The sequence below is a fragment of the Candidatus Pelagibacter ubique HTCC1062 genome, from assembly GCF_000012345.1.
Classification (GTDB): domain Bacteria; phylum Pseudomonadota; class Alphaproteobacteria; order Pelagibacterales; family Pelagibacteraceae; genus Pelagibacter; species Pelagibacter ubiqueversans.
The window spans coordinates 247259-271428 of record NC_007205.1 but is presented as its reverse complement, the minus strand read 5'-3'; the positions used below and the strand labels follow the sequence as shown (position 1 = coordinate 271428).

24 protein-coding genes are annotated in these 24170 nt (G+C 32.0%); 22 read left to right on the top strand and 2 right to left on the bottom strand.

What is annotated here, in order from left to right:
- Window positions 1-2 precede the first annotated feature (2 nt).
- The 9 genes from SAR11_RS01340 to SAR11_RS01295 all read left to right on the top strand — a co-directional run bounded on the left by SAR11_RS01340 (window position 3) and on the right by SAR11_RS01295 (window position 9346).
- Window positions 3-851, top strand: a complete 849-nt coding sequence (locus SAR11_RS01340; protein ID WP_011281584.1) for a carbohydrate ABC transporter permease — start codon at window positions 3-5, stop codon at window positions 849-851.
- Entirely contained in the window at window positions 851-1930 is a 1080-nt protein-coding gene (locus SAR11_RS01335; RefSeq protein WP_011281583.1) for an ABC transporter ATP-binding protein, read from the top strand. Before SAR11_RS01340 ends, SAR11_RS01335 begins: the two co-directional genes overlap by 1 nt.
- Window positions 1923-2996 (top strand): ABC transporter ATP-binding protein, encoded by a 1074-nt coding sequence (locus SAR11_RS01330; protein WP_011281582.1) that lies wholly within the window; start codon window positions 1923-1925, stop codon window positions 2994-2996. The genes SAR11_RS01335 and SAR11_RS01330 overlap by 8 nt, the downstream gene beginning before the upstream one ends.
- A gap of 120 nt (window positions 2997-3116) precedes the next feature.
- Window positions 3117-4274 (top strand): TRAP transporter substrate-binding protein, encoded by a 1158-nt coding sequence (locus SAR11_RS01325; protein WP_011281581.1) that lies wholly within the window; start codon window positions 3117-3119, stop codon window positions 4272-4274.
- Between the two features lie 91 nt (window positions 4275-4365).
- Window positions 4366-4950: a TRAP transporter small permease subunit gene (locus SAR11_RS01320; protein WP_011281580.1), complete on the top strand. Its 585-nt coding sequence runs from the start codon at window positions 4366-4368 to the stop codon at window positions 4948-4950.
- Window positions 4940-6301 (top strand): TRAP transporter large permease, encoded by a 1362-nt coding sequence (locus SAR11_RS01315; RefSeq protein ID WP_006997646.1) that lies wholly within the window; start codon window positions 4940-4942, stop codon window positions 6299-6301. The genes SAR11_RS01320 and SAR11_RS01315 overlap by 11 nt, the downstream gene beginning before the upstream one ends.
- 10 nt (window positions 6302-6311) lie before the next feature.
- Window positions 6312-7649, top strand: coding sequence for an amidase (locus SAR11_RS01310; protein ID WP_006997647.1), 1338 nt, complete (start codon window positions 6312-6314; stop codon window positions 7647-7649).
- 181 nt (window positions 7650-7830) lie between these two features.
- Window positions 7831-8724 carry a DMT family transporter gene (locus SAR11_RS01300; RefSeq protein ID WP_011281578.1) on the top strand — a complete coding sequence of 298 codons (894 nt, stop codon included), beginning with the start codon at window positions 7831-7833 and terminating at the stop codon, window positions 8722-8724.
- A gap of 58 nt (window positions 8725-8782) precedes the next feature.
- The gene (locus tag SAR11_RS01295) at window positions 8783-9346 is read left to right on the top strand and encodes a hypothetical protein (RefSeq protein WP_006997650.1); all 564 of its coding nucleotides are present in this window, start codon (window positions 8783-8785) and stop codon (window positions 9344-9346) included.
- On the opposite strand, the gene ftsY is transcribed toward SAR11_RS01295, so the two are convergent.
- Together ftsY and dapF are read right to left on the bottom strand one after the other, a co-directional pair.
- Window positions 9339-10256, bottom strand: a complete 918-nt coding sequence (ftsY, locus tag SAR11_RS01290) for a signal recognition particle-docking protein FtsY (RefSeq protein ID WP_006997651.1) — start codon at window positions 10254-10256, stop codon at window positions 9339-9341. The two genes, SAR11_RS01295 and ftsY, sit on opposite strands and share 8 nt — an antisense overlap.
- A complete protein-coding gene (gene dapF, locus SAR11_RS01285; RefSeq protein WP_011281577.1) occupies window positions 10256-11080 on the bottom strand; it encodes a diaminopimelate epimerase in 825 nt (274 codons plus the stop codon). Before dapF ends, ftsY begins: the two co-directional genes overlap by 1 nt.
- 159 nt (window positions 11081-11239) lie before the next feature.
- On the opposite strand from dapF, the gene ffh reads away from it, so the two are divergent.
- Genes ffh through sdhC form a run of 13 tightly spaced genes read left to right on the top strand, consistent with a single transcriptional unit; the run spans window position 11240 to window position 24170 of the window.
- Window positions 11240-12598, top strand: coding sequence for a signal recognition particle protein (gene ffh, locus SAR11_RS01280; protein ID WP_011281576.1), 1359 nt, complete (start codon window positions 11240-11242; stop codon window positions 12596-12598).
- 14 nt (window positions 12599-12612) lie between these two features.
- Window positions 12613-13146: a 30S ribosomal protein S16 gene (rpsP, locus tag SAR11_RS01275; RefSeq protein WP_011281575.1), complete on the top strand. Its 534-nt coding sequence runs from the start codon at window positions 12613-12615 to the stop codon at window positions 13144-13146.
- Window positions 13147-13154: 8 nt separating this feature from the next.
- The gene (trmD, locus tag SAR11_RS01270; protein WP_011281574.1) at window positions 13155-13841 is read left to right on the top strand and encodes a tRNA (guanosine(37)-N1)-methyltransferase TrmD; all 687 of its coding nucleotides are present in this window, start codon (window positions 13155-13157) and stop codon (window positions 13839-13841) included.
- 16 nt (window positions 13842-13857) lie between these two features.
- Window positions 13858-14352 carry a 50S ribosomal protein L19 gene (gene rplS / locus SAR11_RS01265; protein WP_011281573.1) on the top strand — a complete coding sequence of 165 codons (495 nt, stop codon included), beginning with the start codon at window positions 13858-13860 and terminating at the stop codon, window positions 14350-14352.
- 11 nt (window positions 14353-14363) lie between these two features.
- The gene (gene leuC, locus SAR11_RS01260; protein ID WP_006997657.1) at window positions 14364-15767 is read left to right on the top strand and encodes a 3-isopropylmalate dehydratase large subunit; all 1404 of its coding nucleotides are present in this window, start codon (window positions 14364-14366) and stop codon (window positions 15765-15767) included.
- Window position 15768: 1 nt separating this feature from the next.
- Window positions 15769-16380 (top strand): 3-isopropylmalate dehydratase small subunit, encoded by a 612-nt coding sequence (gene leuD / locus SAR11_RS01255; protein ID WP_011281572.1) that lies wholly within the window; start codon window positions 15769-15771, stop codon window positions 16378-16380.
- On the top strand, window positions 16367-17473 hold the full coding sequence (gene leuB, locus SAR11_RS01250; protein ID WP_006997659.1) for a 3-isopropylmalate dehydrogenase: 1107 nt from the start codon (window positions 16367-16369) through the stop codon (window positions 17471-17473). Before leuD ends, leuB begins: the two co-directional genes overlap by 14 nt.
- Window positions 17474-17499: 26 nt before the next feature.
- Window positions 17500-19263: an acyl-CoA dehydrogenase C-terminal domain-containing protein gene (locus SAR11_RS01245; protein ID WP_006997660.1), complete on the top strand. Its 1764-nt coding sequence runs from the start codon at window positions 17500-17502 to the stop codon at window positions 19261-19263.
- Window position 19264: 1 nt separating this feature from the next.
- Complete coding sequence (locus SAR11_RS01240; protein WP_011281571.1) at window positions 19265-20893, top strand: acyl-CoA synthetase; 1629 nt, start codon at window positions 19265-19267, stop codon at window positions 20891-20893.
- On the top strand, window positions 20890-21666 hold the full coding sequence (locus SAR11_RS01235) for an alpha/beta fold hydrolase (RefSeq protein ID WP_006997662.1): 777 nt from the start codon (window positions 20890-20892) through the stop codon (window positions 21664-21666). The genes SAR11_RS01240 and SAR11_RS01235 overlap by 4 nt, the downstream gene beginning before the upstream one ends.
- On the top strand, window positions 21663-22772 hold the full coding sequence (locus SAR11_RS01230; protein ID WP_011281570.1) for a dimethylsulfoniopropionate demethylase: 1110 nt from the start codon (window positions 21663-21665) through the stop codon (window positions 22770-22772). Before SAR11_RS01235 ends, SAR11_RS01230 begins: the two co-directional genes overlap by 4 nt.
- Window positions 22773-22792: 20 nt before the next feature.
- Entirely contained in the window at window positions 22793-23794 is a 1002-nt protein-coding gene (locus tag SAR11_RS01225; protein WP_011281569.1) for an aspartate-semialdehyde dehydrogenase, read from the top strand.
- Window positions 23787-24170 (top strand): succinate dehydrogenase, cytochrome b556 subunit, encoded by a 384-nt coding sequence (sdhC, locus tag SAR11_RS01220; protein ID WP_011281568.1) that lies wholly within the window; start codon window positions 23787-23789, stop codon window positions 24168-24170. Before SAR11_RS01225 ends, sdhC begins: the two co-directional genes overlap by 8 nt.

The following is a 24170-nucleotide window of genomic DNA, read 5'->3' as shown; positions in this document are numbered from 1 at the left end:
ATATGGGAAAACTATATACATTTTTAAAATATTTTTTTATAACGATTTGGACAGTATTTGTTGTGGCTCCTTTTCTTTGGGCGCTCACAACTTCTTTTAAAGATTTTAATTCAGTAAATGGAGGAGTTACTTATATTCCTTGGGTTGATTTTGAACCAAACTTAGAAGGGTGGAGAGTTTTAATTAAATCTCCAGCACAAGGTGGAGTGGATATTGTCGAACCTTATTTTAACAGTTTGTTTGTAACATGTACTGCAAGTTTAATAAGCATAATCCTTGGAACTTTATCAGCGTATGCACTCTCAAGATATACGTTTAAAGCTGGTCCAATAAAAAATAATGACATTACATTCTTCTTTATTTCTCAAAGAATTATGCCACCAATTGTTTTATCAATACCTTTCTTCTTATTTTTAGGAGCGGTCAATTTATTAGATAGTCTAATTGGGCTGATAGTTGTTTATATTGTTTTATTAATGCCGATAGCAGTTTGGATAATGGTTGATTTTTTTAATAAGGTGCCAAGAGAAATAGATGAAACTGCATTAATAGATGGATGTAATCCTTATCAGGCATTTTTTAAAGTAGTTCTACCAAACTCAATACCAGGGTTAATTGTTGCTGGAATGTTTTGTATAATATTTGGATGGATTGACTTCTTTTTTGCATTCATTTTAACCTTTACAGAAGTACAATTATTGCCAGTTAAAATAGTAGCTCTAAATTCTTCAATCACACCATGGTGGAGCTTATCCGCCTCAGCATTAGTTTCTGTTGCACCTTTAATCATAGTTGCATTTATTGTTGAGAGATACTTATCAAAAGGAAATTTATCAGGAGCAATTAAATAATGAACTTAGTTGGAGAAAATATATCATACAAATTAACTGAGGAATTACAGTTAAGAAAAATATCTTTTAATTTTGAAAAAGGTAAACTCTACACAATTCTAGGAAGAACACTTTCTGGGAAAACGACTCTATTAAAAACAATAGCTGGATTACTTATGCCAGATAGTGGAACAATTAAATTTGAAGATAAAAATTTTTTAGAGGTGCCAGTCTGGGAAAGAAATATTGCTATGGTTTATCAACAATTCATTAATTATCCTCACCTAAATGTTTTTGAAAATATTGCATTTCCTTTAAAGCAAAGACGTTTAGATCCTCAAAAGATTAAAGATGAAGTTTTTAAATCCTTAAAATTAGTAGGATTAGAGGGTTATGAAAAAAGAAAAATCCAAGAATTATCTGGCGGTCAACAACAAAGGGTTTCAGTTGCAAGATCACTTGTAAAAAATGCAAAGATTTTACTACTGGATGAACCATTAGTAAATTTAGATTACAAGTTAAGAGAGCAGTTGCGTGAAGAGTTTAAAAACATATTCATTAATGGCCTATCAGAAGAGAGTATTGTAATTTTTTCAACAACAGATCCTAGAGAGGCAATGGAACTTAATGGTGAAGTCATTGTTCTTGATGAGGGTAGAGTACTCCAAGTGGGCGCTGCAAAAGAAATATTTGAAAATCCTAAAAATTTAAAAGTTGCGGCTATTTCAAATGACCCACCAATGAATATTTTAAAAGCTGATATAAATTCTAATAAAATAAAATTTGAAGATATTGAAATAGATATTCCAGATCATTTATCTAAAATAGAAAGTGAGAGTTTTAATTTTGGTATAAGAGCATCAGATGTCGAATTAAATGATAATGGTTTTGAGTTTGAAGTTGAACTTGCAGAAATTAGCGGCTCAGAAACTTTACTCCATCTTACTAGAGGAAATGCAAAAATTATAACAAGTATAGAGGAAGTTATGGATTTTAAAATCCGTGATAAAGTTAAAATTAATTTTAAATCAAATAAAGCTTACGCGTTTGATGAAACTGGAAATTTAGCTTCATCTCCATTTGGGGGTAGTAATGTCTAAAATTAATTTAAATAAGATATCTCATTCATATAATCCAAATGATCCCAATCCGACTTATGCGTTAAATCCATTTTCTATGACATGGGAAGATGGAAAGAGGTATGCAATTTTAGGCCCATCTGGATGTGGCAAAACAACAATGTTAAATATTGTATCAGGCCTAGTAAGACCTTCATCTGGCAAAATATTATTTGACGATAAAGATGTTACAGATCTTAAAACTGAAAGTAGAAATATTGCTCAAGTTTTTCAATTTCCAGTGATCTACAATACTATGACAGTATATGATAATCTAGCTTTTCCACTTAGATGTAGAGACTTCTCCAAAGATATAGTTGAAGAAAGAGTTAATTCTGTTGCAGAAACATTAAATTTAAAATCTTTCTTAAATTTACCTGCTAGAAAACTTACCGCTGATCAAAAACAATTAATTTCACTAGGTAGAGGACTTGTAAGAGAAGACGTAGCTGCAGTTTTAATGGACGAACCTTTAACAGTTATAGATCCTGATTTAAAATTTAAATTAAGAAGAAACCTTAAAGAAATAAATGAACAATACAAAACAACTTTAGTTTATGTAACTCACGATCAAAACGAAGCGATGACTTTTGCAGATAATATAATTGTTATGAGTGAAGGTGAAGTAGTTCAGACAGGAACGCCCAAAGAATTATTTGAAAGACCTAATACAACTTTTGTGGGATATTTTATAGGTTCCCCAGCAATGAATTTGTTTAAAACAGAGGCATTATCTAATGATAGTGTTATGATTAATGATACGTTAATAAAAACAACAACAGATCTAACAAAGTTAAAAGATAAAAATATTAAATTAGGAATAAGATCTGAATATATAAAATTAGCAGAAAATCAAAAAGACAATGTGTTAGCTGCAACTGTAGATAAAGTAGAAGATCTTGGAAATTATAAATTGCTAACGGCTAAAGTTGGGAATCTTACAATCAAATCTAAAATAAATAGAGAAATTGAAGTACCCTCTGATAGTGTAAAACTACATATTCCTGCTGACAGATGTTGTGTTTATGAAGACGAAAAACTGATATAAATTCACAAACTATTTCTATCTCAGATTGTAAAATGATATTGTAGCGTCATTTTCACTATAGACTCTAATCTTAATTTGTAATTAAATCTTTATAGTTAATTAACTAATAGAGGAGAAATAATGATTAAAGATAAAAAATCTCTGAAGGCTTCAACACCTTCAAGACGTAAGTTCTTTAAAGCAGCAGCAGTAACAGGTGCAGCAGCAGCAACAGCTGTAGCAATGCCTAATATTGCAACTGCAGACGGACACGTTACATTAAAGATGCAAGCTGCTTGGCCTTCAGGCGCAAACATCTTTTTTGAAATGGCGCAAGACTACTGTAACATGGTTAGCGATATGTCAGGTGGATCACTTAAAATTGATCTTCAGCCTGTAAACGCAATTGTTAAAACTTCAGAAATCGGAGCGGCGGTAAGCGATGGAATCGTTGATATGGGTCACTGGGTGACTGCGTATTGGTACGGTAAAAACGCTGCAGCTTCACTTTTTGGAACTGGTCCTTCATACGGAATGTCATCTCAAGAAGTTATGGGATGGATGGAGTATGGTGGAGGAAGAAAATTATATGAAGAAGCAGTAGCTAGTGTTGGATATAACTACACTGGATTCTTTCATATGCCTATGCCAGCACAACCTTTTGGTTGGTTCAAAAAGAATGTAACTAAAGTATCTGATGTTAAAGGTATGAAGTATAGAACAGTTGGTCTAGCGACTAACGTTTTAACTGCTATGGGGATGGTCGTAAGACAATTACCAGGTGGTGAAATCCAACCAGCAATGAAAACTGGTTTGATCGATGCTGCTGAGTTTAACAACCCAACATCAGACTCACAGTTTGGAATGCAAGATGTCTCTAAACACTATCACTTAGGAAGTTTCCACCAATCTCAAGAGATGTTTGAAATTCCTATGAACACGAAGAGACTGAACAGCCTTTCACCTGCTCATCAAGCTATCTTGAAGAACGCTGCTTATGCTGCTAACTCAGATAACTACTTCAAAGCACTTGTTAGATATTCTGACAGTTTAGCTGATTTGATGAACACACATAAGGTTAACGTTTACCAAACATCTGATGCTATTTTAGCTGAACAGTTAAAAGGTTGGGATAAAGTTGTTGGAGAATTCTCTGGAAAAGATGCATTCTTCAAAAAAGTGGTAGACTCTCAAAAAGCATACGCTAAGAAAGTAATGAAGTACTTGCTGATGAATCAGCCTAATTACAAACTAGCTTATGAAAATGAGTTTGGACCAATTGGAAAAGTTAAAATCTAATTAACTTTTTAATAATTTAAGAAGGGGGTTTCGGCCCCCTTTTTTTATAGTACAGTTTTTAACAAAATTAGAGTATCCTATTCAAATCATGATGAGAGCCTACATAAAATTAGCTGACACGTTAAGCACCTCGATAGGTAAGGCTTTTTCTTGGTGTATAGTTATTTTGATGGGTGGAACTTGTTATGAAGTTATGATGGCCTATGTATTTAATAAGCCAACACTTTGGAATTTTGACTTTAGCATGCAGATGTATGGTGCAATATTAATGATGTCAGGTGCTTATTGTTTAGCAACTGAATCTCATGTTAGAGGAGATGTAATTTACAGATTATTTAAACCAAGAACACAAGGCTATATTGATTTAGTACTTTATTTTATTTTCTTTTTTCCTGGTGTCGTGTCTTTAGCATTTTATGGCTATGAATATGCTGCACTTGCTTGGAAGATAAAAGAAACTAGTTGGAGTAGCCCAGCACAAATTAATATTTATATGGTAAAATCCTTAATACCAGCTGCGGGAGTATTTTTAGTTATTCAGGGAATAGCCGAAGTATTTAGAGCAATTATTTGTATTAAAACTGGACATTGGCCAGCAAGAATGGTTGTTGCAGAAGAAACAGAACAAATTTTAATGAGAACAGCGCAGGACGAGGATCAAAAAGATGTTATTTAGTTTAACAAATCCAGAAGTTGCCATCTTCATGATGGGGATATTTTTATTTGCGGTGCTATTAGGTTTTCCAATTGCCTTCACTTTAATGGCTATGGGAATAGGTTTTGGATATTATGCTTATTACGATCCTGCTTTAATGGATCACATATTTGATAATAGGATATTTTCTTTATTTGTAAAAAATACTTATACCGTTATGGATAATAACGTGCTCACCGCCGTCCCACTATTTCTATTTATGGGGTATCTAGTTGAAAGAGCTGGAATTGTATCAAAATTATTTTTTGCAATAAGACTTGCAGCTCACAGATTGCCAGCTTCAATGGCAGTAGCTGCTCTAATAACATGTACTTTATTTTCTACAGCCACAGGAATTATTGGTGCCGTTGTAACCCTAATGGGTCTACTTGCTTGGCCTGCAATGGTTAAAGCAGGATATGATAAAAAATTTGCTTCAGGAGTAATTTGTGCGGGTGGATGTTTGGGTATTTTAATTCCACCTAGTATCATGTTAATTGTTTATTCAGTAATAGCTCAGTTATCTCCTTTGAGATTATTTGCTGCAGCAATTTTTCCAGGACTTTTACTTGCAGGACTTTATATAGCTTATGCAGTAGGTAGAGCTTGGCTCCAACCATCAATTGCACCTAAGCCAAGAGCAGAAGATATTCCGCCACGAGCTGAAATTTTAAAAGAAGTATTAGTTTCTTTTGTTCCTCTTTTTGGATTAATTATGTTAGTTCTTGGAACAATCTTAGCAGGTATAGCAACGCCAGCAGAGGCAGCAGCAGCAGGAGCATTTGGTGCTATATTGTTATCTTGGTTTTACAAAACACTTAAATGGCAAAGTTTTAAAGAATCTGTTTTTCTAACAGCAAAAACTACAGCGATGATTATGTGGTTATTCATTGGTTCTTGGACTTTTTCGTCTGTATTTTCTTATCTAGGTGGTCATGAAATTTTTGAACATTTTTTTACATCAATTGAAATATCAACTTGGCAATTTTTAATTATTACTCAAGTAATAATTTTTCTTTTAGGATGGCCATTAGAATGGACTGAAATTCTAATTATATTTGTTCCAATATTTTTACCCTTACTTGAGGTGTTTGATGTTAATCCATATTTCTTTGCAATGTTAATCGCTCTAAATTTACAAACATCATTTTTAACACCTCCTATGGCTATGTCCGCTTATTACTTAAAGGGCGTTCAAAAGAAAAATGTTGAATTGATGGAAATATTTGCCGGAATTATGCCTTTCTTAGGAATAGTAATATTTGCTATGTTTCTTATGTATATGTTTCCAGGTATTGCTTTGTGGCTACCAGAAACGTTATTTGCAAACTAAATAATTTAAAATGTTAAATATATTTACTCTAACAACTAATAAATTAGTTGAGCACTTAAAATCGGGTCAGATTTCTTCAGTAGAGGTTTGTAATCAATATATTGAGAGAATTGAAAAATTTGAAAAAGATGTAAAGGCGTGGGAATATTTTGATAAAAAAAAGCTTTTAGAAAAAGCTGCTGAAGCAGATGAGTATAGAAAATCAGGAAAACCTCTTGGGTCTTTGCACGGTCTACCAATAGCAGTTAAAGATATAATAGGTACTTTTGAAATGCCCACTGAATGTGGTTCTCCTGTCAGAAAAAAAATGCCAAGCTCACAAGATTCTGAAGTTGTTAATCTACTTAAGATTGAGGGAGCAATAGTAATGGGAAAGACTGTAACTACTGAACTTGCATATTTTCACCCAGGCAAAACTACTAACCCACATGATAATTCAAGAACACCTGGAGGATCATCAAGTGGCTCTGCGGCTGTTATAGCAGCACATATGGCACCATTATCAATTGGATCACAAACTAACGGCTCAATTATTAGACCTGCTTCTTACTGTGGAGTTGTTGGTTATAAGCCCTCTTATGGGTTGATTTCACGAAGTGGAGTGATGAGACAATCTGATAAATTAGATCACATCGGAGTGTTCGGAAAAACGGTAGAAGATGTTGCCCTATTTGCAAAATCATTAATAAAAAAAGATTTATACGATCCATCAACTATTCATTATGCGGCAGATGAAATGTTAACTGTTTGTAAAAAAGGACCACTTTATGAGCCAAAATTTATTTTTTATAAAACAAAAAACTGGAAAAATATTGATAAAGAGTCACAAAAATCTTTTGAGTTCTTTATAAAAACTTTTAAAAAAAATATTGAAGTATTTGATACCCCTTCCTATTTTGATGATATTCCAAAATACCATAAAATAATTCATGAAACAGATATGGCAAATAATTTTCAAGGTTATTATAAAAAATCAAAAAAACATCTTTCTAAAGAAATGGTCAGTGCAATTGAAAGAGGACTAAAATACTCAGCCAAAGAATATGCTGAAGCGATAGATTTTATGAAGAGAAGTTATGAATCTTATAAAGAGGTTTTTGAAGATTATCATGGGGTGTTAACTCCATCATCAGCAGGGGTTGCACCTAAGGGTCTCAAGAGCACTGGAAGCCCTGAATTTTGTACTATTTGGACTTATATGGGTCTACCATCTATTTCATTACCTTTACTTGTTGGAGAAAATAATTTACCATTAGGTATACAGCTAATTGGAGACAAGCTAGATGATTTAAGATTTCTAGGTGTAGCTAACTGGCTAGAAAAAAATTGTAAAAAATATGCTAAATAAAATAACAACTCTAATCGGGTCAGGCCTTGCAACATTATTTCTTATTGGCCTTGCAACAACTTTAACTAGATCTTCGATGATAGGATTTTGGGATATATTGCCAGTGTTTATTTTAATGGCAGTAGCAATTTTTATGATGTTCTACGAAGCTTTTTTCGACAAGAATTAAATCTTCTTTTAAGTGAATAATTCTAAAAATAGCTATTTACCTTTCTTATTATTATTTATTCAACCAATTTTTATGGCTAGCAACTTAATCGTTGCAAGAGGTGGGGTTGAGTATGTTCCTCCAATATCTTTAGCTTTTTGGAGATGGACTGCAGTTTTTTTAATATTACTACCATTCACCTACAGTTCTTTAAAAAAAAATTTTAAGTTTGTAAAACAAGAATATAAAAGAATATTTTTCATTGGATCGATGGGTTGTGGAGTTTGTGGAGCTTTTCCATTTTTAGCTGGTCAAACAACAACGGTTACCAACATGGGAATTATATATTCCTCTTCTCCAATTTTTATAATCATAATCTCAAGTTTATTTTTTAAGGAAAAAATCAATCTTCTTAGGATTATTGGACTAGTTTCATGTTTAATAGGTGTTTTTGCCATTATTATTAAAGGTGATTTATCTTTATTAATTAGTCTTAAATTCACAATTGGTGACCTCTGGATGCTAGCTTCTGCAATAGGTTGGGCTCTTTATTCTATTTATCTATTTTATTGGAAAACTAATCTAAAAATTTTTGATAGATTTACTTTGATTGCATTTTTTGGAGTGGTTAGCTTGCTCCCATTTTATCTAATCGAAGAAGCTTTTTTTGTAAGAACTGTATTTAATTCTGATTTTTTTATGTGGGTTTTATTTGCAGCTATTTCACCGGGAATTATAGCTTTTACCTTGTATACAATGGCACAAAAAAAACTTGGGGCATCTATAACTGGATTTACTCTTTACATTTTTACAGTTTATAGTGCTATTTATGGAGTTTTATTCTTTAATGAGCAACTCGAGTATTATCATTATATAGGGACAGCCCTTGTTTTTGGTGGGGTATATATAGTTAAGAGAAAAGTTTAAATAAATTAAGCCACAATCTAAACAAATAATTTACAAATTTCATATTTATACAATAAGTATGAAAAAAATTGTTAGGACTTTATTTATTATAATCTTTGTAGCTAATTTTACTTATGCGGATGAAAAAGATTATTCTGCGGATAATTTTTTTCATATAGGTCAGATGAATTCACATGATGAAAATTTTAGTCTTTATTTTAAAACTAGAGAAAAACCTATTTTAGCACGAGGGGAAGAATCTAATTATATAACTGATTTTCCTCAGGATCTTTATATCTATAACTATAAAACAAAAACTTCACTTCCTCTAATTTCATACGAGTGGTTTCCTTCAAAGGCTAAATTTTTTTTAGAAGAGTATGATTTTCCAGTGTTCCCTGAAGATTTTGCTTATTATTTATTAAAAGATAATAATACATTAGTTATGATTAGTGCTATTAAAAATATTAATAAAAATTTTCAATTCGATATTACTAATAAAAAGTTAAATCAATATCCTTCTAGTGGAAAATTTGAATTTATAATTTCATCGATCGCAAAAAACTGTGGTCACTCACAATTAAAAGAAAATTATAAATGTAATTATTATAAACCTTTAATTTCGAATAATTTAATCAATTAATTTGAGTAAATGCTTCTGCAAATTTTTCTGCATTAAAAATTTGTAAATCATCCTCTTTTTCACCAAGTCCAAGAGCAATTATTGGAAGCTTATATTTTTTAGCAAGGGCTAATAAAATTCCTCCTTTTGCAGTACCATCTAATTTTGTCATTATCAAACCAGTAAGAGGTATAATTTTGTTAAACTCTTCAACTTGACTGATAACATTTTGGCCAGAGGTTGCGTCAAGCACTAGGATTACATCGTGAGGAGCATCTGGGTCTATTTTTTTTGTTACATGGGCAATTTTTTTGTATTCTTCCATTAAATTTTTTTTATTTTGTAATCTCCCTGCCGTATCGATCAAAACATGGTTAAAATCGTTCTTTAATGCCTCTTCTATTGCCTTGTAGGCAACTGATGCCGGGTCGGATCCTTGAGTAGATTTTGTAATTTGCACATCAATTTTATTAGCCCAACTTTCTAATTGTTCTATAGCAGCTGCTCTAAACGTATCACAGGCAGAAAACATAACCTTGTTACCATTAGATTTTAAAATTTTACCAACTTTTCCAATAGTTGTTGTTTTTCCAACCCCGTTAACTCCCGATACTAGGACTGCATTAAGTTTTTCTTTTTTATTAAAAAAATTCTCATTTTCCAAAGGTTTCATTAAAGTAACTATATAGTTTCTAAGAATCAAGTTTACCTCATGCATAATATCTTTTTTGGGGTCAATTTTTTCTTGAGCAATAATTTTTTTAATTTCTTCAGCTGCAACAAGACCAACATCTGATTGAATCAAATATTCTTCAATTTGATCTAATGTTTTGTCATCTATTTCTTTTTTTACAATTATATCTCTTAAACCAGATGTAAATGTAGAAGCACTTTTCTTAAAACCAATTTTAAATTTATCAAAAATTCCCATTACAACTTAATGTTGATATTTTTAATATCAGACACAGGTCCTTTCATATGAATGCTATTTCTTTCATCAATAGAAATTGTTAAACTACCTAAGACAAACTCTATATCTGTAGTTTTTTCTACCAGATTATTAATGTTAGCTGCAACAGCTGTTGCACAAGCTGCCGTCCCACAAGCCTTGGTAAGTCCAGCTCCTCTTTCCCAAACTTTTACTTTTATTAAATTTCTATTTATAACTTTGGCTAGGGTCACATTACATTTTTCAGGAAATAGAGGATGATTTTCAATTTTCGGACCAATATTTTTTAAGTCAAATGCTTCAATATCATCTACAAAAAAAATTATGTGCGGATTGCCTACATTTATGGCTATTCCACCAATATGTTTGGTATTATTTCTATCTATAATTTCAATTTTTAAGTCTTGAGTATCTAGCTGCTTACTTAATGGAATTTCTTGCCAATTAACTTTTGGTATACCAATTTCAGTCTCGACTAAATTATTTCCTAAAATTTTTGATTTTAGTGAGCCAGAAGTTGTTAAGAGCGTTATTTCTTTTTTACCACTTTCTTTTGATAGAAGATCTGCAACACACCTAGTGCCATTTCCACAAGCACCAGATATGCTTCCATCTGAATTAAAAAATTCTACATTTGCATCTATTTCTTTATTTTTCTTAATTAGGATGAGTTGATCGCATCCAATAAAACTACGATCACATATCTTAATTATTTGATCTTTATCTAAATTAAAATCTTGGCTTCTTTGATCAATAATTACAAAATCATTGCCTAAACCATCCATTTTAAATGCTTTAATATCCATATACAGATATTTAACTTATTTATTGACTTTTTGAACCTCTATTATAGGTTGATTTCGTTTCCACAAAAACGTTAAATTTGTGGTGTCTTTGGAAACAAAGAGATCAACACTAGTCAGCGATATTCGCCCACTAGTGCGAAACTGCTGTGCGTAATAAATATGTTTGAAAACTTAACAAATAAATTCGAAGAAATTTTTTCTTCTTTAAAAAAAGCACCTTCACTTGACGAAAAGCAAGTAGATGAAGGTTTAAGGGCTATTAGGCAGGCCCTCTTAGAAGCTGATGTCTCTTTAGATGTAGCTAAAGATTTTATAGCAAAAGTTAAACCTAAAGTATTAGGTCAAGAGATAATCAGATCAACTTCACCAGGAGATATGGTTGTTAAAATTGTTTATGATGAACTAGTAAGCCTTTTAGGCGAAAGCAACACAGATATTAATTTAAATGCAGTTCCGCCAGTTCCAATGATGCTAGTTGGTCTTCAAGGTTCTGGTAAAACTACAACAACAGCAAAATTAGCCAAATACTTAGAAAAAAATAAAAAGAAAAAGATAATGATGGTTAGCCTTGATGTTTACAGGCCTGCTGCCCAAGAACAATTAAGGTCTTTAGGAGAACAAAATAATATTTTAACACTCCCTATAATTGAAGGACAATTACCAGCAGACATTTGTAGAAGAGCAGTTAGTGCTGCAAGCTTAAATGGAGCAGAAATTATATTGTTTGATACAGCTGGTAGAACTCAAATTGACCTTCAGATGATGAGCGAAATTAAACAAATAGAGAATATAATCAATCCAACTGAAACATTTTTAGTTGCAGATTCTTTAACAGGGCAAGTTGCTGCAGAAGTTGCAAAAGAATTTAAAAATACGGTAAACTTAACAGGCATTGTTTTAACTAGAGCCGATGGTGATGCAAGAGGTGGTGCAGCTCTTAGTATGAAATATGTTTCTCAAGTGCCAATTAAGTTTTTAGGGGTAGGAGAAAAAATAGAAAACTTAGAAGTTTTTCATCCAGATAGAATAGCAAATAGAATACTAGGAATGGGAGATATTGTTTCCCTTGTAGAAAAAGCAGCAGAAGATCTTGGTGAAGAAAATTTAAAAAAAGCTGAAGAAAATTTGAAAAAAGGACAATTTTCTATGGAGGACTATCTATCCCAACTAAGACAAATGAAAAAAATGGGTGGTATAGAAGGAATAATGTCATTTATGCCAGGTGTTTCAAAGATGAAGTCACAGATGGATGCTGCGGGAATTGATGAAAGTATTATTACTCAAAACGAAGCAATAATTTTGTCTATGACCAAAAAAGAAAGAGGGAATCCTAAAATCATAGATGGTTCTAGGAAAAAAAGAATTGCTAATGGCTCTGGAACAGATGCGGCCACTATCAATAAATTGCTTAAGCAATTTAAAATGATGTCTGAAATGATGAAGAAGATGTCAAAAGGAAACCTGAAGGGTATGTCTGATAAAGGAATACCTCCAGAGCTACTAAATCAACTTAAATAAAAAAAGGAAAAAAAATGATAAAAATAAGACTATCAAGAGGTGGAACAAAGAAAAGACCGGTATATAAAGTAGTTATAGCTGACAGTCGTCGTGCAAGAGATGGAAGATTTATTGAGAAGGTAGGATTCTTTAATCCACTTTTACCAAAAGATAAAAAAGAAAGAGTAGGACTAGAAGCAGAAAGAATTAAATATTGGTTAGGTCAAGGTGCTCAACCAACTACTAGAGTTGCAAGAATTTTAGGTGAAAATGGTATTATAGCAATGCCTGCAAACGGTAGTAATCCAAGTAAAGCTATTCCTAAAAAAGAAAGAAAAAAAGAAGGAGACGAAGCAGCACCAGCAGCAGCTCCTAAAGCAGAAGCAGCACCAGCAGCAGAAGCTCCAAAGGAAGAAGCTCCTAAAGCAGAAGCAGCACCAGCAGCAGAAGCTCCAAAGGAAGAAGCTCCTAAAGCAGAAGCAGCACCAGCAGCAGAAGCTCCAAAGGAAGAAGCTCCTAAAGCAGAAGCAGCACCAGCAGCAGAAGCTCCAAAGGAAGAAGCTAAATAGTTGGATTCATGTGGCAAGCTCAGATATTCACACTCTATCCTGATTTTTTTCCTGGCCCTTTAAATAAAGGGCTATATGGAAAAGCTTTAACAAATAAAATTTGGGATTTAAAAGTTGTAAATTTTAGAGAGGCTGCTGAGGACAAACATAAAACAGTAGACGACACCCCTTTTGGAGGTGGATCTGGAATGCTGTTGAAAGCTGACATTTTAGCAAAATCTCTTGATGAAAATAAAAAAGAAGGAGAAAGAATTTTTTATTTATCACCAAAAGGAAAAAAGCTTGATCAGAAATTAGCACTAGAACTGTCTAAAGAAAAATCTATTAGTTTAATTTGTGGTCATTTTGAAGGTGTTGATGAAAGGTTGTTATCTACAAGGAATATAGAAGAACTTAGCATAGGAGATTTTATTTTATCTGGAGGTGAAACAGCAGCATTTGTTGTACTAGATAGTGTTCTAAGATTGCTTCCAGGTGTCTTAGGAAATGAACAATCAAAGAATGATGAGAGTTTTGAGAACGGACTTTTGGAGTATCCTCAATACACAAAACCTCAAATTTGGGAGGAAAAAAGCGTTCCAGAAGTGCTATTATCAGGAGATCACAACAAAATTAAAGACTGGCGTTTATCACAATCAGAGGCTATAACACGCGTCCGAAGACCAGATTTATGGGAAAAATATAAGAAAAATTAATTTGATAAATACTAATATGAAAACAATTGAAGAAATAAATCAACTAAACGTTAAAAAAATACTATCTGAGAAGAAAATCCCAGATTTTTTTCCAGGAGATGTAATAAAAGTTGGTGTTAGAATTACAGAGGGTAAAAAAGATAGAATTCAATATTTTGAAGGTGTGTGTATAGCTAGAAAAAACAGAGATATAAATTCTTCATTCACAGTTAGAAAAATTTCATTTGGTGAAGGTGTTGAAAGAACATTTCCGCTATATGGTACTGTTATAGATACAATTACAGTTATCCGTCATGGTAAAGTTAGAAGAGCAAAATTATATTACCTAAGAGACAGAACAGGTAAATCAGCTAGAATTGCAGAAAAAATTAGAAAAAAAATTGGTATAGAAGTTGATGTTAAACCAGAAATGGTAACAGAAGAAACTTTAGCACCAGTAGCTGCAGAAGCAGAAAAACAAACAGAAGTTCAAGCAGAACCAAAAATAGAAAAATCAGAAGAAAAAAAATAATTTTTTTTTCAATGCCTTTAACTCTTTACGATAAAATTTGGAATGATCATTTAGTAGATCAACAAGATGATGGTACAGCACTATTATTTGTTGATCGACATTTAGTACATGAAGTAACAAGCCCACAAGCTTTTGAAGGATTAAGAAACTCTAATAGAAAAGTTAGACAACCTGGCTTAACACTAGCAGTTGCAGACCATAATGTTCCAACTACTGATAGATCTAAAGGAATAGCGGATGCAGAGTCTAAAATTCAAGTAGATACCTTAGAAAGCAATTGTAAGGAATTTGGAGTTCAATATTTAGGAATGAATGACAAGAGACAAGGAATTGTTCACATAATTGGTCCAGAACAAGGTTTTACACAACCTGGTACAGTAATTGTTTGTGGAGATAGCCACACAGCAACACATGGTGCATTTGGTGCTTTGGCATTTGGAATTGGGACCTCAGAAGTAGAACATGTTCTAGCAACACAAACATTAGTTCAAAAAAAAGCAAAAAATTTTAGAATCAATGTTAACGGAAAACTTCCTATTGGAGTTACCTCTAAAGATGTAATCTTGCAAATTATAGGACAGATTGGAACTGCGGGAGGAACAGGATCAGTTATTGAGTATGCCGGCAGTCTAATTTCATCTTTAAGCGTAGAGCAACGAATGACTATTTGCAATATGACTATTGAAGGAGGAGCAAGAGCAGGGTTAATTGCTCCTGATGAAAAAATATTTGAATATTTAAAGGGTAAACCGATGTCTCCAAAAAATGAAAATTGGGATAAGGCTATGAAATATTGGGAAAGTTTAAAAACTGATGATGGAGCTAAATTTGATAAAGAAATCAACTTAGTTGCAGAAGATATTTTACCGATGATTACTTGGGGAACCTCTCCACAAGATGTAATCACTATAGATGGCAAAGTTCCAAATCCTAAAAATGAACAGGATGAAGATAAAAAGAACTCTTTAGAAAGATCATTAAATTATATGGGCTTAAAAGCTGATACACTAGCTACAGATATTAAGATTGATAAGGTTTTCATAGGAAGTTGTACAAATGGTAGAATTGAAGATTTAAGGGAAGCTGCCAAAATATTAAAAGATAAAAAGAAAGCGTCCCATGTTCAGGCAATGGTTGTTCCGGGCTCAGGTTTGGTTAAAGAACAAGCAGAGCAGGAAGGTTTAGATAAAATATTTATAGCTTCAGGTTTTGAATGGAGAGAGCCTGGCTGTTCTATGTGTCTTGCCATGAATGCTGATAAATTAAAACCAGGAGAAAGATGCGCCTCAACTTCAAACAGAAACTTTGAAGGAAGACAAGGTAGAGGTGGAAGAACACATTTAGTAAGTCCTGGAATGGCAGCTGCAGCTGCAATTTCTGGAAACTTAGATGATGTTAGAAAGTATCAAAACTAAAATGCAAAAATTTAATTCACTTACTAGTATCCCAGCATATTTACCAATAGTAAATATTGATACAGATATGATTATTCCAAAACAATTTCTTAAAACGATTAAAAGAACAGGGTTAGGAAAAAACTTATTTTTTGAAATGAGATACGATGATAATGGAAATGAAATTAAAGATTTTATTCTAAATCAAAAACCTCACAATCAATCAAAAATATTAATCGCAGGAAAAAATTTTGGCTGTGGCTCATCAAGAGAACATGCACCTTGGGCACTGCTAGATTTTGGAATAACATGTGTGATAAGCTCTAGTTATGCCGATATTTTTTACAGCAACTGTTTCAAAAATGGAATTTTACCAATTACTCTGCCAGAAGAAAAAATAAAAGAATTATCAGAGTATTCAAAAAGAAAAGAAGAAATTTCAATAGACTTAAATGAAGAAAAAATAATTTTTGGAAATAGTGAAATCAAGTTTGATATTGATCCTTTTAAGAAAAAATGTTTGTTAGAAGGACTTGATGATATTGCACTATCGTTAGCCAAAAAAGAAAAAATTATAACTTTTGAAGAAAATCTAAAGAATAATAAACCATGGATATTTAATGATAAAAATTAAAAAAAGAAAAATTTTACTTTTACCAGGCGATGGTATTGGACCCGAGGTTATTCAAGAAGTTAAAAAAGTTATTTTATGGTTGAATTCAAATAAATCTCTAGATTTTGAAATTGATGAAGATTTAGCTGGAGGTTGTTCTTATGACAAGCATGGGACACCAATCACGGATGAAGTTTTTTACAAAGCTCTAGAAAGTGAATTTGTTATGTTAGGTGCAGTTGGTGGACCAAAATGGGATAACTTAGAGTTTTCAAAAAAGCCTGAAAGAGCCTTATTAAAATTAAGAAAAGAATTAAAACTATTTGCAAATTTAAGACCTGCAATTTGTTTTGAACAATTAGTTGATGCCTCAACCTTAAAACCAGAAATCGTGTCTGGATTAGATATTATGATAGTTAGAGAATTAACAGGTGGAATTTATTTTGGTGAACCAAGAGGAATTAAGCCGATAGAAAATGGTGAAAGAAAAGGGATTAATACCCATTCCTACACAACTAGCGAAATAGTTAGAGTTGCAAAAGTAGCTTTTGATTTAGCAAGAAAGAGATCAAATAGAGTTACTTCATGTGAAAAGTCAAATGTAATGGAAGCAGGACAACTTTGGAAAGAAGAAGTTCAAGAACTACACGACAAAGAATATAAAGATGTAGAATTAAGTCATATGCTTGCTGATAATTGTGCAATGCAATTATTAAAAAACCCAAAGCAGTTTGATGTAATTGTTACGGACAATTTATTTGGAGACATGCTTTCCGATCAAGCCTCAATGTTAACGGGATCTCTAGGTTTATTACCATCTGCTTCTTTAGGTGCAAAAAATAAAGATGGAGAAATGAGAGCTATGTATGAGCCTATTCATGGTTCTGCACCGGATATTGCTGGAAAAGAAATTGCAAACCCAATAGCCTCAATTTTAAGTTTTGCAATGGCTTTAAGATACTCTTTAGATTTAGATAGTGAAGCTGATGCTTTAGAAAAAGCTGTGCAAGATGTCTTAAATGATGGTCTTAGAACAAAAGATATTCTTTCTCAGGGAAAAAAAGAAGTATCAACATCAGCTATGGGTGATGCAATCATTTCAAAATTGCAATAATTAAATAATTATTCTAGAGTTCTGGAATGCCAAATTATACTGCTCCAGTCGAAGACATGATGTTTCTTTTTGATAAATTAAGAAATAATAAAAATTATAATGATCTGGAAAAGTATAAAGAGGTTAATTCAGAATTAGTAAAAGATATTTTAGAAGAAGCAGCCAAGATTAATCAAAACTTAATATTACCATTAGCAAAATCAGGTGATGAAAATCCAACAGTTCTAGAGAATGGTGTGGTTAGAACACCGCCAGGCTACAAAGAAGCTTATTCTAAATATATAGAAGATGGTTGGACTTCACTTTCTTGTGATCCAAAATATGGAGGACAAGGAATGCCAAAAACAGTAAGTGCTTTTTTTGACGAAATGTTATCATCTGCAAGTTTATCATTTAAACTTTATAGTGAGTTAAGTATTGGTGCATATAATTGTATTTCTCATCACGCTACAGATGAAATAAAAGAAAAATACCTTCCAAAAATGGTTGAAGGAAAATGGAGTGGTACGATGTGCCTTACTGAACCAGTTTGTGGAACTGATTTAGGTCTTCTAAAAACTAAAGCTATTGAACAATCTGATGGAACTTTTAAGTTAAGTGGACAGAAAATTTTTATTACATCAGGTGATCAAGATTTAACTGAAAATATTATCCACTTAGTTATTGCAAGAGCAGCTGACTCACCAGCAGGCACAAAAGGAATAAGTTTATTCTTAGTACCTAAATTTTTAGTAAATGAAGATGGATCTATTGGAGCTAGAAATGGAGTTTCTACAGGGTCTATAGAAAGTAAAATGGGAATCAAAGGTTCTGCTACATGTGTATTAAATTTTGATGATGCAACTGGTTATATGATCGGATTGAAGAATAAAGGCTTAAACGCAATGTTTACTATGATGAATTTAGAGAGAATTGTTGTAGGAATCCAAGGCTTGGGGATTTCTGAAATTGCCTATCAAAACTCTTTGAGTTACGCAAAAGAACGAAAACAAGGAAAAACAAATAATACAAAATCAACTAATGGAGCAGATTTTATAATTGAACATGCAGATATTAGAAAATCTTTGCTTAATATGAAATCTATTATTGAGGGCGAAAGAGCTTTATGTTTTTGGCTGTCTCAACAAACAGAAGTTAGCCTTTATCACCCAGATGAAAAAATTAAACAAGAAGCTTCAGATCTTGTGTCGTTAATGACACCTGTGGTTAAAACGATGTTTAGTGATATGGGAATGGAAATAACCAGTGAGGCTATGCAGGTTCATGGTGGTTATGGCTACACGAAAGATCAAGGTATAGAGCAATTATATAGAGATAATAGAATCACCCCAATTTATGAGGGAACAAATTCTATCCAAGCAGCTGATCTAGTTTTTAGAAAATTGGTAAATAAAAATGGTGATATAATCGATAAATATTTAGAACTGATCAAGAATGATTGCAGTACTGAAAATGAAAAATTAAAACCTTTTATAAAAGAATTAAAAACGCATCTAGAGATATTATCTACTTTTACTGATTGGATTAAAGAAAAAGTGCAAAACTCAAAAGACGATGCAAGCGCAGCATGCAATGACTATTTAAAAGCATTGGGGTTTGTGTCCATAGCACATTCGTGGATAAAAGTTTTAGAGGTAAGTTTTAAAGATTATGAACAAAACAAAGACTTTTATGAAGATAAAATACAGACTGCAAATTTTTATTTTAAAAGAGTTTTACCAAGAGCCGAAAGTCATTTTAAAACAGCCACATCAGGAAGTGACTATATAATGAATTTTAAATTTAGTTAATATGAGTCATTACGATACAAATTTAGATAAAAATGAGGCTAATTATGTTCCTCTTTCCCCTTTAACATTCTTAGAAAGAACTAAAGATATATATCCAAATTATGAAGCCTTAGTTTATGAAAGTAGGTCGTATACTTGGGAAGAAGTTTATAAAAGATGTGTTAAGTTTGCTAGCGCATTAGATAAATTGGGTGTGAAAACTGGAGATACAGTTTCTATAATGGCTTTCAATACACCAGAAATTTTTGAAGCACATTATTCAATACCTATGGTGGGGGCAGTAATTAATGCAATCAATACAAGACTAGACCCCAATACTATAAGTTATATTTTACAACATAGTGATGCAAAGGTTTTAATTGTAGATAGACAATTTCATGATGTAATTGAGAAGGCTTTAAAAAATGTTAAAAATAAAATTACAATTATTGATATTGACGACCAGGACATAGACACAAGTTCTTTTAAAAGAATAGGTGAACTTGAATATGAAAGTTTCTTAAACACAGGTAATGAAAATTATGAATGGAAAAAACCAAAAGATGAATGGGAAGCCATTTCATTAGGGTATACGTCAGGAACTACTGGAAACCCAAAAGGAGTAGTTTATCATCACAGAGGCTCATATTTGATGGCAACAGGTAGTGTTACAGCTTGGAATATGCCTAACAAATTAAATTTTTTATGTGTTGTCCCAATGTTTCATTGCAATGGTTGGTGTTATCCTTGGACATTAGCAATGCTGCACGCAAGAGTAATTTGTTTAAGAAATATTGATGTTAAAAAGATGTTTGAACTAATTGATAAATATGAAGTAACACATTTTGGTGGAGCTCCAATAGTTTTAAATATGATTGTTAATGCTCCTAAGGAAGATCAAAAAGCCTTAAAAAGAAAAGTCAATGTTTTAACAGCAGGTGCACCTCCACCAAGTATTATTTTTGAAAAAATGGAAAATCTTGGCTTTGAGGTTATGCATGTTTATGGATTAACAGAAACTTATGGTCATATGTTGCAGTGTGCGTGGAATGATGATTGGAATTCTTTAGAAAAAGATAAAAAGAATGAAATCAAAGCAAGGCAAGGTGTACGTTACCCAAACACAGAGGGTGCTATTGTAATGGATCCAGAAACAATGAAGCCAGTACCTAAAGATGGAAAGACTATGGGTGAAATTATGATTAGAGGGAATATTGTAATGAAGGGATATTACAAGGATAAAGAAGCAACAGATAAATCAATGGCAGGTGGATGGTTTCATTCAGGAGATTTAGCTGTGACTCATCCTGATGGATATATAAAAATTCAAGATAGATCTAAAGATATCATTATTTCTGGAGGAGAAAATATTTCTTCAATAGAAATTGAAAATGCAATTGCAAAACACCCTTCAGTTTCTTTAGCAGCTGTAGTTGCTAAACCAGATGAAAAATGGGGAGAAACACCTTGTGCTTTTGTTGAATTAATTAAAGATAAGCCAGCAACAGAAAAAGAAATAATAGATTTTTGTAGAGAAACATTGGCAGGATTTAAACTTCCTAAGAGTGTTATTTTTTGTGATTTACCAAAAACTTCAACAGGAAAAATTCAAAAATTTGAACTTAGAAAGAAAGTTAAGGAATTAAGTTGATCTTTCAAGTAGACAACAAAAAAGTCTTTGCATCAGATTCAGGCCAAGGTATTGATAAAAAAAAATCAACAATAGTTTTGCTGCATGGAAGTGGTCTCTCACATATTGTTTGGTCCTTAACAGAACAGTATTTATCAAATCAAAATTATAATGTTTTAGCAATAGATTTACCTGGACATGGAAATTCTGAAGGTGATTGTTTAAAATCAATAGAAGAAATTTCAGATTGGTTAGAAAAAGTTTTTAAAAAACTTAATGTTTCTGAATTAACAATAATAGGTCATTCCCAAGGGTGTTTGGAAGCATTGGAATATTCATTAAGGTATTCTAAAAGAGTTAAAAATTTAATATTTATAGGTGGTTCTTACAGAATGCCTGTTAATCAAGATTTAATTGATCTTGCTGAAAATGGAGATGATAAAGCAGTTCAGTTAATGATGAAATGGAGCTATGAGAATTATAAAAAATTCATTGGAGGTAATCCTGTGGAAAAAATTATTAATTCTCCAAGAAATATTAGAGAAGTTTTAGCTATCGATCTTATAGCATGTAATAATTATAAAAATGGATCTGAGGCGTTAAAGTCAATCAAGTGTCCGACATTATTTATCTTTGGTGAGCTAGATAAGATGGTTAATATTGAAAAAGGTAAGAAATTTGCAGAGCTCGTTCTTAATTCAAAAACTCATATAATTAAAAATTGTGGACATATGATTATGTTTGAAAAAGCTTTTGAAATGAGAGAAAAGATCTCTGAATTTTTAAAAAAATGAAAAATTTTTCAATAGCAAAATCAAGAAGATTAAGAAGTACTCCTTATACCTCAAGAATAGAGAAACAAGGTGTTACAGCATACACAATATATAATCATATGTTGTTACCTGCTGCATTTGGATCAATAGAGGATAGCTACAAACATTTAAAAGAACATGTTCAGATATGGGATGTCGCTGCAGAAAGACAAGTAGAAATATCAGGAAAAGACTCGGCAGAGTTAGTACAATTGATGACATGTCGGGATCTATCAAAATCTAAAATAGGCAGATGTTATTATTGTCCAATAATAGACGAAAATGGAAATTTAGTTAATGACCCAGTTGTTTTAAAACTTGATGAAAATAAATGGTGGATATCAATAGCAGATTCGGATGTAATCTTTTTTGCCAAAGGCTTAGCATCAGGACACAAATTTGATGTTAAAATTGTAGAACCAGTAGTTGATATTATGGCAATACAAGGTCCAAAATCCTTTGCGTTAATGGAAAAAGTTTTTGGAAAAAAAATTACTGAGCTAAAATTCTTTGGGTTTGATTATTTTGATTTTGAAGGCACAAAGCACCTTATAGCTAGATCAGGATGGTCTAAACAAGGAGGATATGAAGTATACGTTGAAAACACACAGTCAGGACAAAAATTGTATGACCATCTTTTTGAAGTTGGAAAAGAATTTAATGTAGGGCCAGGATGTCCGAATTTAATAGAGAGAATTGAGAGTGCACTGTTATCTTATGGTAATGATTTTGATAATAACGACAATCCATTTGAATGTGGTTTTGATCAATATGTTAGCTTAGATAGTGATATAAATTTTTTAGGAAAAGAAAAATTGAAAGAAATAAAATTAAAAGGACCCCAAAAAAAATTAAGGGGAGTTAAAATTGATATAAAAGAAATTAGTCTTACGGGATCAAAAAACATATATGATGAAAATAATAATGTGATTGGTGAATTAAGATCGGCTTGTTATTCACCTCATTTTCAAAAGGTTATAGGCATAGCAATGATCAAGAAATCCCACTGGGAAGCATCTCAAGGCTTTAAAATTCAAATAAACGATAATACCATTAATGGAAACGTTTGTGATTTACCCTTCATCTAGTATAAAAGTAAAATAATATCATGAATATAGCAATTGTAGGAGCCTCAGGTAATGTTGGAAGAAAAATGCTCGAAGTATTAGAGCAGAAAAAAATTTCAATAGAACAATTATTTTTAGTTGCCTCTTCAAGGAGTGCTGGTCAAAAAGTAAATTTTAATGGTAAGGAGCATGAGATTTTTAACTTAGAGACTTATGATTTCTCAAAAGCTGAAATTACCTTTTTTGCAGCTGGTGGAAAAATATCAGAAAAATATGCAGAAAAAGCAGCAAAACATACTACAGTAATTGATAATTCTAGCTTTTTCAGAATGGATCAAGATGTACCTTTAATTGTTCCACAAGTGAATCCAGAAGCAATTAATGTTTTAAAAAAAAATATTATTGCTAATCCAAACTGTTCTACAGCACAATTGGTAATAGCTCTAAAACCCTTACATGATGAATTTAATATAAAAAGAGTAGTTATATCAACTTATCAATCTGTATCTGGTGGTGGTAAAGCATCAATGGATGAATTGATTGAACAAACTAAATTATCATTAGATAAAAAGAAAATAAATTCTAAAAATTTTACTAAACAAATTGCATTTAATGCAATTCCTCACATAGATGTTTTTGCAGATGATGGTTACACAAAAGAAGAATTAAAGATGGTTAACGAAACAAAAAAGATTTTAGATGACAAAATTGAGCTAACTGCAACATGCGTAAGAATTCCAGTGCTAGTTTCTCATGCTGAATCTGTAAATATTGAATTTGAAAAACCATTTAGCTTACAAACAATACACTCTTTATTAGATAGTGCAGAGGGATGTGAGGTGTATGATAAAAGAGAAGATGGAGGCTACATTACTCCTTTAGAGGCAGAAGGTAAAAATGAAACTTATATTTCTAGGATTAGAGAAGATAAAACAAAAAAAAATACACTCAATATGTGGATAGTATCAGATAATTTATTAAGAGGTGCTGCACTGAATGCAGTAGAAATAGCTGAGCTTTTAATTAGGAAGAATAATGGATAATAACAACCCTTTATCACCACACATTCAAATTTATAGATGGCACATATCTTCTTTGGTTTCTATTTCTCATAGGATTACAGGAATAGTTAATATATTTGCAATAACAGTAATTTGTTTGTGGATATTTTCTTTGTTGTTAGGAGAATCTAGCTACGATCTAACAAAATTATTTTTGCAATCTATTTTTGGAAAATTTATTATTATTTGTTTAACTTGGTCTTTTAGCTTTCAGGTATTGAGTGAAATAAGACATTTAGTAATGGATCTTGGTTATGGTTTTGAACTAAAGACCACAAAGATTACAGGTTTATTTGTAATTTTTGGATCTATTTTTTTTACAATTCTATTTTATCTATTAGGAAGGAATTTTATTTAA

Bases quoted from the DNA above. Each gene is read 5' to 3' on its own strand.
- SAR11_RS01240 (WP_011281571.1), top strand. From the start codon at position 19,265: ATGAGTCATTACGATACAAATTTAGATAAAAATGAGGCTAATTATGTT.
- ftsY (WP_006997651.1), bottom strand. From the start codon at position 10,256: ATGGGAATTTTTGATAAATTTAAAATTGGTTTTAAGAAAAGTGCTTCT.
- rplS (WP_011281573.1), top strand. From the start codon at position 13,858: ATGAAAACAATTGAAGAAATAAATCAACTAAACGTTAAAAAAATACTA.
- SAR11_RS01315 (WP_006997646.1), top strand. From the start codon at position 4,940: ATGTTATTTAGTTTAACAAATCCAGAAGTTGCCATCTTCATGATGGGG.
- SAR11_RS01335 (WP_011281583.1), top strand. From the start codon at position 851: ATGAACTTAGTTGGAGAAAATATATCATACAAATTAACTGAGGAATTA.
- SAR11_RS01230 (WP_011281570.1), top strand. From the start codon at position 21,663: ATGAAAAATTTTTCAATAGCAAAATCAAGAAGATTAAGAAGTACTCCT.
- SAR11_RS01310 (WP_006997647.1), top strand. From the start codon at position 6,312: ATGTTAAATATATTTACTCTAACAACTAATAAATTAGTTGAGCACTTA.
- SAR11_RS01320 (WP_011281580.1), top strand. From the start codon at position 4,366: ATGAGAGCCTACATAAAATTAGCTGACACGTTAAGCACCTCGATAGGT.
- ffh (WP_011281576.1), top strand. From the start codon at position 11,240: ATGTTTGAAAACTTAACAAATAAATTCGAAGAAATTTTTTCTTCTTTA.
- sdhC (WP_011281568.1), top strand. From the start codon at position 23,787: ATGGATAATAACAACCCTTTATCACCACACATTCAAATTTATAGATGG.
- rpsP (WP_011281575.1), top strand. From the start codon at position 12,613: ATGATAAAAATAAGACTATCAAGAGGTGGAACAAAGAAAAGACCGGTA.
- SAR11_RS01325 (WP_011281581.1), top strand. From the start codon at position 3,117: ATGATTAAAGATAAAAAATCTCTGAAGGCTTCAACACCTTCAAGACGT.
- leuB (WP_006997659.1), top strand. From the start codon at position 16,367: ATGATAAAAATTAAAAAAAGAAAAATTTTACTTTTACCAGGCGATGGT.
- dapF (WP_011281577.1), bottom strand. From the start codon at position 11,080: ATGGATATTAAAGCATTTAAAATGGATGGTTTAGGCAATGATTTTGTA.
- SAR11_RS01295 (WP_006997650.1), top strand. From the start codon at position 8,783: ATGAAAAAAATTGTTAGGACTTTATTTATTATAATCTTTGTAGCTAAT.
- SAR11_RS01330 (WP_011281582.1), top strand. From the start codon at position 1,923: ATGTCTAAAATTAATTTAAATAAGATATCTCATTCATATAATCCAAAT.
- SAR11_RS01225 (WP_011281569.1), top strand. From the start codon at position 22,793: ATGAATATAGCAATTGTAGGAGCCTCAGGTAATGTTGGAAGAAAAATG.
- leuD (WP_011281572.1), top strand. From the start codon at position 15,769: ATGCAAAAATTTAATTCACTTACTAGTATCCCAGCATATTTACCAATA.
- leuC (WP_006997657.1), top strand. From the start codon at position 14,364: ATGCCTTTAACTCTTTACGATAAAATTTGGAATGATCATTTAGTAGAT.
- trmD (WP_011281574.1), top strand. From the start codon at position 13,155: ATGTGGCAAGCTCAGATATTCACACTCTATCCTGATTTTTTTCCTGGC.
- SAR11_RS01245 (WP_006997660.1), top strand. From the start codon at position 17,500: ATGCCAAATTATACTGCTCCAGTCGAAGACATGATGTTTCTTTTTGAT.
- SAR11_RS01340 (WP_011281584.1), top strand. From the start codon at position 3: ATGGGAAAACTATATACATTTTTAAAATATTTTTTTATAACGATTTGG.